The organism is Nostoc sp. DedQUE12b (genome assembly GCF_034530835.1).
Taxonomy (GTDB): domain Bacteria; phylum Cyanobacteriota; class Cyanobacteriia; order Cyanobacteriales; family Nostocaceae; genus Nostoc.
Genome location: NZ_JAVRCI010000009.1, coordinates 118,097 through 131,365, shown reverse-complemented (window position 1 = coordinate 131,365; position 13,269 = coordinate 118,097). Strand labels below are relative to the sequence as shown.

Genomic DNA, 13,269 nt, shown 5'->3' with positions numbered 1-13,269 from the left:
CGTTTGCCGCCAAATTCCAAACCTCAAAATTTTGGCTTGCCATTAAGACTATATTTGTAACTACATGGACGCTTTTGCTCCCCTCCCACCTGAATGGACGAATAAGGCAATACACGCTTATGATTTTTGCTGTCCTAACTGCCACTCAAGTAGCCTAGAAGCTGAAAAAGTTTGGCTAAATCGGCGATCGCCTGTTCTTATGGAAGACCGTCGTCGCAAATGGCAAGAGTTTTATTACTGTCACTGTAATTCTGTGTGGTGGGCTTGGAGTAGCGATCGCCTCCCAAAAGATATATCCGATCAGCCAGATTACAATCCTACATAGCTAATTTTCTTTCTAAACAAAACCCCACCGAAAAGTGGGGTTTTGTTTATCTAATTCTCAGTTTTATATTTCATCACCAATTTTAGAAGGTGAAGGTAGTACGTAAAGTACCTACGTATTCAGTGTCGTTAGCGTCGTTGTGCTCTGGATTGAAGATTACCAACAAACCAGGTGTTACCTGAATATTATCGGAAATCTTGTACTTGTAAAGACCCTCTAAGTGATAAGAAGTACTGTCGTCGAAGGTAGTATTGCCAGCGACATTTTTGATACTACCACCAGTAACTTTGGGTGGTTGACCAAAGATCACACCTAAAACGTTGCCTTCGCCACCAAAGTCTTTCAAAGCAAGCGCTCCAGCCCAGTACCAAATATCTGCGTCCGCACCTGCATTAGCACCAGTCCTAGCATCAGCAGTTGTATAACCTCCCCAACCACTAATAGCCAACTGAGGACTAAATTGGAAGGTAGCTTCTACACCGTAGTTATTGGCTTCGGTACGAGTGTTAGCCCCAAAAGGAGTGTTGGCAAAAATACTACCCGTACCTTGGAAAAGGGTATTGGCAGCAGCATCAGTTTGATAAGTGCGAGCGTAACTTAGACCAATATTAAACGCTTTGGTGGGTTGGAAAGATAACTGACCAAAGATAGCGTTATCACCATCAAACAACCCATTATTAAGGGTAGGGTCGTTAGCAGTCCTAGCTAGATAAGCACCGCTGAAGCTGATGGCGCCTTTAGGATTGAAGGTAACAGTTACACCAGCGCCACCTTGACCTTGGCGATATATGGGGCTGAAACGTCCATACCGTGAGAGCGCACCTCTAGCAGAGCTTGCAAAGTCTGGATTGAAAGTATTAACATTCTCGTATAATTCACCACCAGTAGCATCAATTTTGACACGTACTGCGTCAGTCAAGTTGAAAGCATAGTTGATTTTATCGATTACAATAGCGTTGTTGTTATCTCCATCAAAACCCAAGCGGGTCATGTTGGTACCAGTACCAGTACCCAATGCATCATTACCCCGATTGGAGACGATATTTCCAGCATTCAAACGAATTTGCAACTGGTCTGTACCAGTGAAACTGCTCAACAAGTTTAAACGAACGCGATCGCTAAAAGTGGTATTATAATCCAAGTCTTGAGTAGGAGCGCCACCACGGGCTGCTCTAGTGTCACCAAAAACATCAGACACGGCGAAAATTGCTTCTCCAACCAACTTGGTGGTAGTGGAGAACTGATTAGCTTCCAACTCAGAAGTGCGGGCTTCTAATCCATCAACGCGACCGCGCAGAGTTGCTAGTTCAGCAGAATATTCTTCTTGTAAACGCTGTAAAGTAGCTAAATCTTGTTTGCTGACCAAATCGGCAGTAGCTGTAGCAATCAGTTCGTTAACCCGATCTAAACAGGCATTTAAACCTGCGGCAAATTCATAACGGGTTAAAGCACGGTTCCCACGATAAGTACTGTTAGGATAACCTGCAATACAGCCGTAGCGCTCAACTAAAGATTGTAAAGCTTGGAACGCCCAATCTGTCGGCTGCACATCCGAAAACTGAGAAACTGATGTTACCTGACTCATTTCGTTAGACTCTTGAGTTTCAGATAACTCGCCAACATTTGTTACCTGTTCGTTGACTTCAGCAGCTAAGGCACTATTAGCAACGAAAAATGTAGCAGCTAATACAACCGGACTAACTTTAAAAAGATTCCAGAATCGTTTTGTCATGTTTTTACTTTCACTCACACCTACAACAATCCAGCCATGATAAAATGCTTTAAACACTTTTCTTTCGTGGATTTCACACACAATCACAGCGACTATTATACATTAATTCTGTGATTATTACAAGCAAGTCAGTTAATATACTGCTGAACTATATATAGTTTTTAATTAGTTTATTTGGTAGGCGCAAAATAATACGGCGTTTGTGACGTAAAACTGTTCCTTCTTCCTCTAACTGCTGTAAGAGTCGCGTAACTGTTACTCGCGTAGTATTTAACACTTCAGCAATATCTTGATGGGTAACATTTAAATCAATTAGCTTGCCCTTATCTACGTCACGGCCAAATTTTTCACTTAACCATACTAAAAACTGCCATAAGCGTAGCGAAATTGGTTTTCGATGCACAATGCTTAGTAAATCCTCTGCTTGTTGAATATGAGACAACAAAGCATTAATATCCTGATACCACAAATGAGGTGGAACAATGCTTACTTCCACGCCTGTGAGACATTCAATCTGGTAGGGCTTCACCTTAGACAAAGGATAGCCGATCAAATCCCCTAGCCCCCAATAACCGAGAGTGATGAATGTTCCATCTTCACTCCATGTTAAGGTACGAACTGCACCGTATTCAATACGCCAAAGTACGTCATTTTGAGGTGGAATTACTTCCCGACGGGTAAATATCTGCTGGGGTAATTGTCTGTTGAAAGTACAGCTATTTGACGCAGCAGAAGAGTTTAAAGTGGCACTTGTGGAATACATCATTAACCGTAATTACATAATTATCAGGGAATCTCGCTATTTATAATGATTAAGAAACTCTAATAATTTGTATCAAAATTTACCTATATATCGGAAAGTCTATTCTTCTCAATCAGAGCTAGAGACTAACTCAAAATTTTCTGATGGTAACAACTTTTACTGAAGGTATCTATCTGTGAGATAGAGCCAAAATTTTTAGTTGTTTATCCGCTACTTTAATTGTGTAAGTTTAAGAATAGGTAAGCTTTTAGTAAAATATTTAGTTAACTTATTTTTAAGTATTTAGTATTTTTTGAAGACTAAGTAAAGATGTAGGCGCAAATAATTATGAAAATACTAGGATGGAATGGCGCTTACTAAATCGCTGGATTTAGATCCCCGACTTCTTGCAGATACCTGGAGCGTAGAAGTCGGGGATCTGGGCAGCATATCAATTAGGAGCGTTGACCTGTGACAATATATGCTACCCTTTGACCGATATTTGTAGCATGATCTGCCATACGTTCCAGACAACGAATTGCCAGTGCCAGCAGTATAATTGGCTCGACTACACCAGGCACATCTCGTTGTTGGGCTAAAGTCTGATAAACGCGATCGTAGGCATCGTCTACAGTATCATCCAGATGTTTTAAACGGCGTCCACTGGCTTCATCGAAATCTCCCAAGGCCTTTAAGCTAGTTGCTAACATCGACTGCGCATGAAGGGACATAGCTTCAATGTCGGGCAAAGATGTATGAGGCGCGTAAGGAAAAATTTTAATCGCAATTTCAGCTAAATCCTCAGCATAATCGCCAATACGCTCTAAATCTCGCACCAGCTGCATAAAGGCACTCAAGCAGCGCAAATCGGGAGCTGTAGGCGCTTGTAGCGTCATAATCGCCGTACAGTCTGATTCGATTTGACGATAAAAGCGATCGATCTTTTTATCTAATCGGGGGAGTTCCTCGGCTGCTGTTAAGTTACGAGCAAATAACGCTTGGTGGCTGAGGCGAAATGATTGTTCTACCAAGGCACCCATGCGTAATACATCCCGTTCTAAGCGCCTAATGGCGCGTGCGAGTTGTGGTCTTTGCGGATTGGGAGTATAATCGACTGCTTTCACACTTGTTGTCTCAAAGGTGAAGATATTACTAACTATAGTCTTGGCTTAGGGAGTTTGTCATAACTTCAGGAAATTGGAGTTGCATCCACGCACCGCCAGTTTCTGGATGGTTCATCGCTTTGATTGAACCACCGTGGGCAATTAAAATTTGCTCAACGATCGCTAAACCTAATCCATTGCCAACGATTGCCCCTATGGAGTTACTATCTTGGGGGGAATGAGTTCGCGCTTTATCTCCTCGATAAAATCGCTCAAAAACGTGGGGTAAATCTGCCTCAGAAAAGCCGGCTCCAGAATCAATAAGATTTATTTCCAAGATTGAGGAAACAGGATAATTATCTTTTGTTGATAAGATTTTCGCTTCAACATGAATACTTGTACCAGCAGGACTGTATTTAATGCTGTTGTCTAGCAAGTTGAGAAAAACTTGGTAAATCCGGGCTTTATCTGCCTTAATCCACAGATTTTCGGGGCCAGAATAAGAAAAAGACAGATGTTGGCGCTGTGCTAAGGGTTCTAGTGTTTCCCAAACAGATGTAATTAGTGATCGCAATTCTACAGCTTTGGCTTGCAATTGCACGTTTGGGTTTGCTTCCATTTGGGTAAGTTCTAACCAGCTTTGCACTAAGTTAATCAGCCGATCAACTTCTTGCATAAGGCGGTTAACCCAGCGATTTAAAGGTGGTTCCAAGCGGGTTTGTAAAGTTTCCGCAACCAAGCGAATCGAAGTTAGTGGCGTTCTGAGTTCGTGTGCTAGATCAGAAAAAGAGCGATCGCGTACTTGATTTATATCTAATAGGGGTTGACGATTTTCTAAAAACACTCCCACTTGTCCATTGGGTAAAGGCAAGCTAGAAGCCCGCAAAGCTAGAGATTTGATTGTTGCCATCTCTGCTGCATCATCACAAGATGGATGAAATATCCATTCTGCTGTCTGTGGTTTTTGCAAATCGCGAGTTTGCTCAATTAAATGGTCGAGTTCATAAGACCTGACCAACTCCAATAACAAGCGCACCTGGTCTGGTTGCCACCTTTGCAGATACAAAATTTCCTGCGCCTGTCGATTACACCACAGCAGTTGATTTTCCTCATCCACCTGCAAATATCCCACTGGGGCAAAGTCTAACAGGTCTTGGTAAGTTTGCAACGACTGCTGCAAATCTTGTCGCTGCTGCTTCACCATTGCTATTTCTTGCCGCAACCCAGGAATCAGCAGCAGTCCTATCTTGTCAGAATGCAAGGTTAACGGTCGAAGCAAGCGCCCCAGGTAGCGGTTAAGTTGAACCTGCTGCCAAATCCAAAACCCAATGCCTACCGCTAAACCCAGAAAAAATCCCAATAAAAGCATTTGAGTTGTTAGTTTTTTGGTGACTACTAAAAACTAACAACTATCCCAACTAATTATCCAAACCTATAGCCAAAACCTCTTACAGTCACAATATATTCGGGATGACTGGGGTCTTGCTCTAATTTTTCGCGCAACCACCGAATGTGAACATCTACGGTTTTACTATCGCCAACAAAATCCGGCCCCCAAACCTGATCGAGCAATTGTTCCCGTGACCATACCCGGCGGGCGTAACTCATAAACAGTTCCAGCAAACGAAACTCTTTGGGAGAAAGACTCACTTCTTGACCGCGAACTAGCACGCGACATTCTTGGGGATTTAAGGAGACATCCTTAAATTTTAATACTGGTATTGGTGGTAAATTACTTAAGCGTTGGCGGCGGAGTAAAGCGCGACAACGAGCCACTAACTCGCGCATACTAAAGGGTTTGGTCAGGTAGTCATCTGCACCCACCTCTAACCCCAAAACACGGTCAGTTTCACTACCCTTAGCACTGAGCATTAAAATAGGTACTGGGTTGCCTTGATGACGCAGCAAACGGCAAATATCTAGCCCATTGATTTGCGGTAGCATCAAATCAAGAATGACCAGATCAAAGGGAAGTTCCCCTGAATTGGTTTCAAAACTTTTCAGATACTCTATAGCAGACCGCCCATCGGGAGCAGTTATCACCCCATAACCTTCTTCTTCCAGAGCTACAGCTAGCATTTCCTGGATTAATTCTTCATCTTCTACTACTAGAATACGGCTGGTTTGTCCAATGTCCGTTCTGGCAGAATACTTGGTCGATTCACTGGTATACATTGATATCACAAAAGTCTAGGACTGTGCTTGTATCAATTAGGATGATTAAGTCTATTATCTCGCCTTACTGCAACTGCGCTTCTACTAGGGTTAATTCTTTTAGATTTTATTTACATAAAGTAACATACACCACAGCAGTCTTCTAAATCATAAATCACTGTGCCTGCAAGCTTCTAAATAGTTTTTAATTAAAGACTTTGAATTTTCGATTCTGTCTTCACACATTATTGCATGAAGAATTATCTTGACAGAGGAGATTAGGTTAGGTATATTTATTTTAGTACAAAAGTACTATAAAAATCAAAAGGGAAAACTACACCTAAAAAACAGAAAGACATATATGTGGAAAATTCGTACCCACTAAGTGTCAGATGTGGATCATTTCAGTATTTCCACTGCGTTAAAAATGTTGATTAAAAAGCTACTCTGATGTCTGCATAGGGTAGTCATTGGTATGGCTTGCTACCCAATAAATCATTTGCCTATTGAAGGGAGTTGGAAGATGACTACAGTTGGAGTCAAAGACAGCAAACAACAACTAATGCAAGCATTTCAACAAATTATTATCCAAAGAAAAAAACTTGAATCTAAAATAGCAACCAAACAAGAGGAAGCAGAAAAGGCAAAAAGTCAAGAAATTCTGCAAGCAGCTTCTGCATATACAGTTGATAGTATTGTCAAAGGTTTAGCTGATTTACAACTGGAATTTGGCAGTATTCTCAATGGGTTATCTGAAAAACTAGCTCAGGAAAATTCCAAGTTAGATGAATTGAACCGAGCTATAGAAATTGAAACTCAACGTCTACAAGAACTGCAACAAATTAGAGTTGTAGCCGATACTCTAGACGTTTTAAGTCAAGAACACCAAGAAAAATTAAAAATTCTCGAACAAGATACTATTAGTAAAAAGGAAGCACTAGAGAAAGAAATTACAATCAGACGGAAAGACTGGCAAAAAGAGCAAGCAGAGTATGAAGAAAAATTTCAAGCATATAACGATTTATTAGCTAAATCTCGCCAGCAAGAACAAGAAGAATTTCAGTATAAGTTAGAAACTAATCGTAAACTCAATACAGACAGCTACGAAGGGATAAAGCGCCAACAACAAAGGGAAATACAAGAAAACTCTCAAAAGAAAGAGAAAGATTGGGCAGAACGAGAAAAAATATTCACTGAACGCCAACCACTCTTTGCAGATTATGAACAAAAGGTAACTACATTTCCTAGCGAACTGGAAGAAGCCGTTAAGAAGGCTAGAGAAGAAGCAATTAAAGAAACAAGCCAAAAAGCTAAAATCGAGGCTGATTTATCTGAAAGAGAATGGGAATCTAACAAACAGAGCTATGAACAAAAAATTCAATCTCTGGAAGAAACAATTAAGAAACAATCAGAGCAAATAGAAGGCATTTCTGCTCAATTGCAAACTGCATTAAAACAAGCACAAGACTTAGCTATGAGGGCTTTTGGTAGTTCTAACCCTAAATAGTTGTGAGTTCGTAGCATCTTAATTATTTTGAATTCCTGAAGAGGAGGTTTGTTGTGGTGGGGAAAAAACCGACTGATAAGAATACTAAAGTAGAAATTCTTCAGGCGTATGAGGAGTTGGCAAAAGAAAAAGCAGCACTTAAATCAGAACTTGATAAAGTTGCCCAAGAAAACCAGTCTGGAACTAAAGAACAGCCTAAATTAGAACAAAAAATAGCTATGAATCAGCTTTCTAGTGTCCAACAGAAGATGAACAATACAATTGAAAGCTTGGCAAAGATTCAATTAGGTTTTGGCAGTGCTGCTAATGAATTATCGGAACAGCTAACCACAAAAGCCTCGAAATTAGAAGAAATTAGGCGAACTTTAGAAGAAGAAATCCAACAATTAACACAGCTGCATAATTTAGAAATTTCTGATAATATCTTGGATACTCTCATCCAAGCCTATGAAGATAATACTAAAGCTTATCAGGAAGAATATAGCCAACGTTCGGAAGTGTTATTCCAAGAAATACTAGAGCAAAGAAATACTTGGGGAAAAGAACAAGAGGAACAGCAACGGGCGATAAAAGAACGGAATGAAAACTTGAATAAAACTCGGCAACGCGATGCAGCAGAGTATAAGTATAATCTAGAACTCCAGCGGCAACTGCAAAATGATGAATACGAACAAGAGCAGAAAGCGCTATATAAGCAACTTGAAGAATTACTACAAGAAACAGAAAAGCAGTGGGCTGAACGAGAGAAAGCAATTTCTGAGAGAGAGAAACAATTTGAAGAGTTAAAAGCCAAGGTAGAGGCTTTTCCAAAAGATAAAGAAGCAGCCATCAAAAAAGCTACAGAAGAAGGCAAAGGCATCGCCCACTACCAAGCTAAAATAAAATCAGATTTATATTCTAAGGAAGTAGAAGGGCAAAAGCGTTTCTATGAACAAAGACTGCAATCTCTAGAACAAACTATTACTAATCAAGAGACACGGATTCAAAATCTTTCTAAACAACTTGAATCTGCTCTCAAACAAGTTCAGGATTTGGCAGTGAAAGCTATTGAAGGTACTTCAAATGTTAATTCATATCAGGCAATTAAAGAAATAGCTTTAGAACAGGCAAAGACTCAAGCGAAAAATAAATAAGCTTATTTATTTTTGATGAAAATTGTAGAGACTTAAATTCAATTAAGTCTCTACAAGTAACTCTAATGCTTTTTATTCAGTTTTCTTTGGTTTTTTGAGGTCTGGGGGAGGTTGTATTTTCTTCTTCTTTATTGGGCTAGCCTGCGTTTGCTTCAATGCTTTGTTGGAATTTTGTTCTTGACTAGACATAATACTAAATTTTAATATTTACTACAATATTATTTAGATTACAAGTATCATTGATGACATCAATATATCATACGAGAATTGAAGTTTTACTAAAACAAGTTAGTAAATAATATTACCTCTGTAGAAACCTTCACTTTTAACAAGATAAATACAAATCTCAATAGATATGTGATGCAAAAGAGACTTAGCACTGCTACGAGTCTACAAGGGTTCTGGATAATCCATATTTAATTTATGGATATGTTTAATAGCGGGGCTACGATCGCCTCAGCTAACTACAGTAGATTGAATTTCTATCGGTGGTTCAATCTCTATTTCAACTTGAGCCTCGACAATTGACGTATAAATTGGAATATCAACTTGTATAGCTTCAAAGCTCACAACTAGAGAGTATGGAACACTAGCTTCTGGATCATTGTTCCAACCTTCATGTCCAACAACTGCAATAGAAAATGCTTCTGTGAGTTCAAATGAATCTACAACAGCCCAATCTTTTTCAAGGGTTCCTGCACTTCTGGATACATCTTTAATTATTCCGTGATTATTTTGTTTTCCTAGCATCCATTTAAAAATACCCTCTCCCTTTTCAGCATCCTCTGGAGCATCATACTCTTTCAAAATCCTTTTCAGAAAGCGTTCTGGATCTTCTCCTTTTTTACTACATTCCCAATCTAGCCAAGTTGAAAGATATTTTCGGCGATTTCTACGGGTTCGACGTGGTTGGGCTTTATACGATAAAGTAACCTCCAGAAGAATCTTAAATCGCTCTCCTTGAGAACGTAATTTTTCTGGTAGTTTTACTTGGTAAACATGAGCTTGTTTAGCTACAATACGGCACTCTCCTGTTGTCATCAGAGTGATTCTATTGGGAGCATTACCCAAAGCACGATCAACATTGGGAAGACCATAACCAATTTGACGAAGAACGTGCAATTTATTAACATCATCTGCCGTTGTCCATTCAGGCCACCTTGCTGATTGAACTATTAATGCACGGTAAAGAAGGCAATTCTCATTGGGTAAATCAGCAGCTAGACGTGCAGCAATATGACTTACTTTTGGTACTGCAAATGATGTTCCCACTTTGTCAGCAGCAAGTGCAGGCCCACCATTCAATGTTGAACGCACTAATTCAGGACAAACATTTTGAGGATATGTAATGTTAGGTGGTGTACCTTCGTCTATGACAAAATCCCCACCATATTCAACTACTTCTGGCTTAATCGTCTTCCAAATTCCCAATCCAAAGCATGAAAAGGCTGAAGGCTTATCCTTCTGTGAGATAGAAGAATAGGGAAATTGATGGTAATAACTTAGAGCAATTGAACCAACTGTTAAAGCTTGAAAGCTTTGTGCAGGGTTAGCAATTCTACATGAATTTTCTAATAGATAATCTGGATATGGTCGATTGTCTGCCAGATGTTCTTTCACAGATAATCTTGTATAGCCTATTTTCCCGCCTTCGGAAGGTAAATTACCAGCTGCGACAATAAACAGGATATCCTTTGTCCATGTCAGATTATCAATAGTTGCTGCCCAAGAACTCATATACTGGGTTCGGCAGGGAACAGACCCAGCAATACAATGATTAAAAATTCTTGTTTTTGTTTGATCGTAGTAAATTTTTACAATTTCACATAGAAAAATTGGGGGAAATAGCTGTTTAGGCAGTTCGCAGTTAGCATCTAGAACTCTTGCATTTTGAATCCAGCAAATAGATTTTTCCTTGCCACTGCGGGGTATAGTCCTGGGGTAAAGAACCGCACCAGCTACTCTAGTTCCATGTCCACCGTTGCCATAATAGTCAGCAGTTGTATGAGTTTCTCCTGGAACCCAAGACCTTGAACTTTGTGAATCAATCGCTGCTTTTAAAAGAAAATGACTTTCTTGAATACCACTATCAATAATACATACATTAGGAGCATTTGATTCTGGTGGCTCTAGTTGAAAATCGATATTCTCAACATCTGATAAAGTTTCAGATTTAACAAATTCAGTTATATCATCAGGCAAACTGACATCAAAAATATACGGAAAATTTAAAACTAAATCTTTTAATCCCTTACCAGAAATTTCAATTCTGCAAGAAAAACTATCTGGTAGTTGAGCAGAATTAGGAATATGTCCATCAATAATATTGAAAATTTCTCCTTGATATCCTTGAACAAAATCTGTAAAATCATCTTCTCTTTCTGACTTGATATCATCCCATTGTTGGTATGTTGAATCACGTTTATTTATCCATTCCCTAACTCGTCTAGTATATCTTTCATCAGTTTCGTTAGGCTTTTGTTCTGGATAATCAGAAAATTGAGACTTAGTTCCTATACAGGAAATCCCCACATCTACTATAAAAATTTTATCGTCAGTGATTTGTTCCCATTCATTAAGCAATTCTGGTGATAAAATGTATTCTGGTCTTCTAGTTCCATTCAAAATTTCCCATATTTCGGCAATTTTATTACCACCTCGTTCTGCTTTAATAAATTGTTCTATCTTTGTTTGTAGTTTACTAAGTTCTGGATCATTCGCAGAAGCCCCAATAATATATCCATCTTCTAATTCAGCAATGACCTCAATACCATACTTTCTTAGATCCTCTACATCGAAGGCAATAGGATCTATCTTTAAAATGATAGGTTTAGATTTTTCAGGAAGTGGCGGCTTTCCTTCTTGCTCACGTTTTTCTTGGGTATCTTGCCAATCAAAGATTAAGGATTCAACCGAACCTTTGAGTTTACTTCCATGTCCCTGGCGATTCCCCAGATTAACGACTGTGATGGGATTCTTTTTTCCTCCTCCTGTTGGTGGGACAGCGCTTCCTTGTTTTGTCAACCTAAGCGTGATATGCGGAAAATCCTGAAAACTTTCAACCATTTATTTATCCAGACACCAAAAATTAATACTAGGAAACTTTGATTTCTGCGATCGCTTCTTCTAGGTGTTCTTGAATCACTAGCTCCTCTCGCTCAAGGATTGCTCTTTTAGCTACATCTTGTGCAACCCTCACAGCTTGAGCCGCAGAAAAATCTCTCATCTGCTCAATGATCCTTGGCCAGTTGATAGATCCCACTTCAATTGCAGATAATGTTTCCTTTAGTATAAATTCTAGCTCTTGTTCTCCGGGTTTGGGTACTGCAATCAAGTCATCAAATCTTCTCCAAAGAGCAGTATCTAGAGATTTATTTAGGTTTGTAGCTGCTACTAAAAGCCCAGAAGAGGGTTGATACTCATCCAAAATTTGAAGAAATGTATTGACCACTCGCTTAATTTCTCCTACTTCTTGAGAGTCTTCTCGTGTCTTAGCAATTGAGTCACATTCATCAAGAAACAATAAACATGGATTTTTTGAGGCATCCTCAAATACAAGTCTTAAATTGCTCGCAGTTTCGCCTAAAAAAGACGACACCATTGCATCAAACCGAACTTTCAAGAGTGGTAATCCTGTATTCCAAGCTAAACGTTCTGCTCCTAATGTCTTTCCACACCCAGGAGGCCCATATAAAAGAATTTTTTGTCTGTAACGCAATCCATGATGAGCAAGCCTATCTCTAGCCGCATACTCGCGTTCGATTCGACAGAAACGTTTTTCAATATTTATTGGCAACACCATGTGATGCCGCAAATTATCCCTTGGTATGATAGTTACTAAGGGAAGATTAAATCGCTTACTGGTTGATAATTCAGTTAATGTCTGTAATTTTTCTGGTATTGAAGAAGCAGGTTTGCTAATGTTAGTAGGCTTCTCTTTCTGGCTTTTTTTAGTGATATTCTCTAACTGGTCAGCTAAGAGGGTATGTCCCTTACTGCGTTCTTCCTCAATCACTAAATATGTCAGCTTATCAATCGCTTCTTGATCTGAACTAGCGATCGCTCTAAAAAATCTTTTGAGAAGCTCTGCTTTCATACTGCCTCTCAGTATAAATAGTAATTTTGGACTTAATTAGTACTATTGTACTATAAAAGTACTAGTGCGTTATAAATTATAACGCGATCAGCTTGTTTCTAATCTTTATATTAAGTTATGTAACAAAAAATTATTCTTCTGCTTAGGAATTTACTATATCTAAACATAAGACATTGCTTTAAGGTCTATATCATCTTCCCCTTCAATCAATAACAAAGTCATCATATCTCCCTCAACAAACCCTGTTAATCTGAAATCAGACATAGCTTTTAGTTCCTCCATAGAAACTTTCTCAGAATAGTATTTAAATATCATTTTTATTGCTTTATCTTTATCTAGATAATACTGATAGCTACTATCCTTTTGCATCAAATGTTCTACAATTTTTGTTATCCGGGCTAGAAGTACGTCTCTTTCCTCAGAAACTTCCTGCATAACTTCCTTGCAATTAGTAACTTATTACTCCAATTATAGCTA

At 39.1% G+C, this 13,269-nt stretch carries 11 protein-coding genes; 3 read left to right on the top strand and 8 right to left on the bottom strand.

All coding sequences use genetic code 11. The features are described 5' to 3' along the window. Positions 1–64 precede the first annotated feature (64 nt). The gene (locus tag RMY16_RS07285) at positions 65–325 is read left to right on the top strand and encodes a hypothetical protein (RefSeq protein WP_322735810.1); all 261 of its coding nucleotides are present in this window, start codon (positions 65–67) and stop codon (positions 323–325) included. Between the two features lie 82 nt (positions 326–407). Here RMY16_RS07285 and RMY16_RS07280 read toward each other — a convergent pair whose 3' ends face one another. From RMY16_RS07280 to RMY16_RS07260, 5 genes are all read right to left on the bottom strand, one after another. Continuing rightward, positions 408–2,057 carry an iron uptake porin gene (locus RMY16_RS07280; RefSeq protein WP_322735836.1) on the bottom strand — a complete coding sequence of 550 codons (1,650 nt, stop codon included), beginning with the start codon at positions 2,055–2,057 and terminating at the stop codon, positions 408–410. A 148-nt stretch (positions 2,058–2,205) separates the two neighbouring features. Next, a complete protein-coding gene (locus tag RMY16_RS07275) occupies positions 2,206–2,823 on the bottom strand; it encodes a Crp/Fnr family transcriptional regulator (RefSeq protein ID WP_322667327.1) in 618 nt (205 codons plus the stop codon). A gap of 431 nt (positions 2,824–3,254) precedes the next feature. After that, complete coding sequence (gene phoU, locus RMY16_RS07270; RefSeq protein ID WP_322735809.1) at positions 3,255–3,923, bottom strand: phosphate signaling complex protein PhoU; 669 nt, start codon at positions 3,921–3,923, stop codon at positions 3,255–3,257. Positions 3,924–3,951: 28 nt separating this feature from the next. Beyond that, positions 3,952–5,271: a sensor histidine kinase gene (locus tag RMY16_RS07265; RefSeq protein ID WP_322735808.1), complete on the bottom strand. Its 1,320-nt coding sequence runs from the start codon at positions 5,269–5,271 to the stop codon at positions 3,952–3,954. Positions 5,272–5,324: 53 nt separating this feature from the next. After that, positions 5,325–6,077 carry a winged helix-turn-helix domain-containing protein gene (locus RMY16_RS07260; protein WP_094349166.1) on the bottom strand — a complete coding sequence of 251 codons (753 nt, stop codon included), beginning with the start codon at positions 6,075–6,077 and terminating at the stop codon, positions 5,325–5,327. 502 nt (positions 6,078–6,579) lie between these two features. Here RMY16_RS07260 and RMY16_RS07255 point away from each other — a divergent pair. Then, complete coding sequence (locus RMY16_RS07255; protein WP_322735807.1) at positions 6,580–7,563, top strand: hypothetical protein; 984 nt, start codon at positions 6,580–6,582, stop codon at positions 7,561–7,563. Positions 7,564–7,616: 53 nt separating this feature from the next. Next, a complete protein-coding gene (locus RMY16_RS07250) occupies positions 7,617–8,696 on the top strand; it encodes a hypothetical protein (RefSeq protein WP_322735806.1) in 1,080 nt (359 codons plus the stop codon). A 456-nt stretch (positions 8,697–9,152) separates the two neighbouring features. Here the strand turns inward: RMY16_RS07250 and RMY16_RS07245 are convergent, their stop codons facing one another. The 3 genes from RMY16_RS07245 to RMY16_RS07235 form a co-directional block, all read right to left on the bottom strand. After that, positions 9,153–11,762: a S8 family peptidase gene (locus RMY16_RS07245; RefSeq protein ID WP_322735805.1), complete on the bottom strand. Its 2,610-nt coding sequence runs from the start codon at positions 11,760–11,762 to the stop codon at positions 9,153–9,155. Positions 11,763–11,790: 28 nt separating this feature from the next. Further along, positions 11,791–12,792 (bottom strand): ATP-binding protein, encoded by a 1,002-nt coding sequence (locus RMY16_RS07240; RefSeq protein WP_322735804.1) that lies wholly within the window; start codon positions 12,790–12,792, stop codon positions 11,791–11,793. A 159-nt stretch (positions 12,793–12,951) separates the two neighbouring features. Then, a complete protein-coding gene (locus tag RMY16_RS07235) occupies positions 12,952–13,227 on the bottom strand; it encodes a hypothetical protein (protein ID WP_322735803.1) in 276 nt (91 codons plus the stop codon). Between the last annotated feature and the right edge of the window lie 42 nt (positions 13,228–13,269).

Excerpts from the sequence above, each read along its gene's own strand:
- RMY16_RS07255 (WP_322735807.1), top strand. The coding sequence starts at position 6,580 with ATGACTACAGTTGGAGTCAAAGACAGCAAACAACAACTAATGCAAGCA.
- RMY16_RS07260 (WP_094349166.1), bottom strand. The coding sequence starts at position 6,077 with ATGTATACCAGTGAATCGACCAAGTATTCTGCCAGAACGGACATTGGA.
- RMY16_RS07275 (WP_322667327.1), bottom strand. The coding sequence starts at position 2,823 with ATGATGTATTCCACAAGTGCCACTTTAAACTCTTCTGCTGCGTCAAAT.
- RMY16_RS07265 (WP_322735808.1), bottom strand. The coding sequence starts at position 5,271 with ATGCTTTTATTGGGATTTTTTCTGGGTTTAGCGGTAGGCATTGGGTTT.
- RMY16_RS07245 (WP_322735805.1), bottom strand. The coding sequence starts at position 11,762 with ATGGTTGAAAGTTTTCAGGATTTTCCGCATATCACGCTTAGGTTGACA.
- RMY16_RS07235 (WP_322735803.1), bottom strand. The coding sequence starts at position 13,227 with ATGCAGGAAGTTTCTGAGGAAAGAGACGTACTTCTAGCCCGGATAACA.
- RMY16_RS07285 (WP_322735810.1), top strand. The coding sequence starts at position 65 with ATGGACGCTTTTGCTCCCCTCCCACCTGAATGGACGAATAAGGCAATA.
- RMY16_RS07280 (WP_322735836.1), bottom strand. The coding sequence starts at position 2,057 with ATGACAAAACGATTCTGGAATCTTTTTAAAGTTAGTCCGGTTGTATTA.
- RMY16_RS07240 (WP_322735804.1), bottom strand. The coding sequence starts at position 12,792 with ATGAAAGCAGAGCTTCTCAAAAGATTTTTTAGAGCGATCGCTAGTTCA.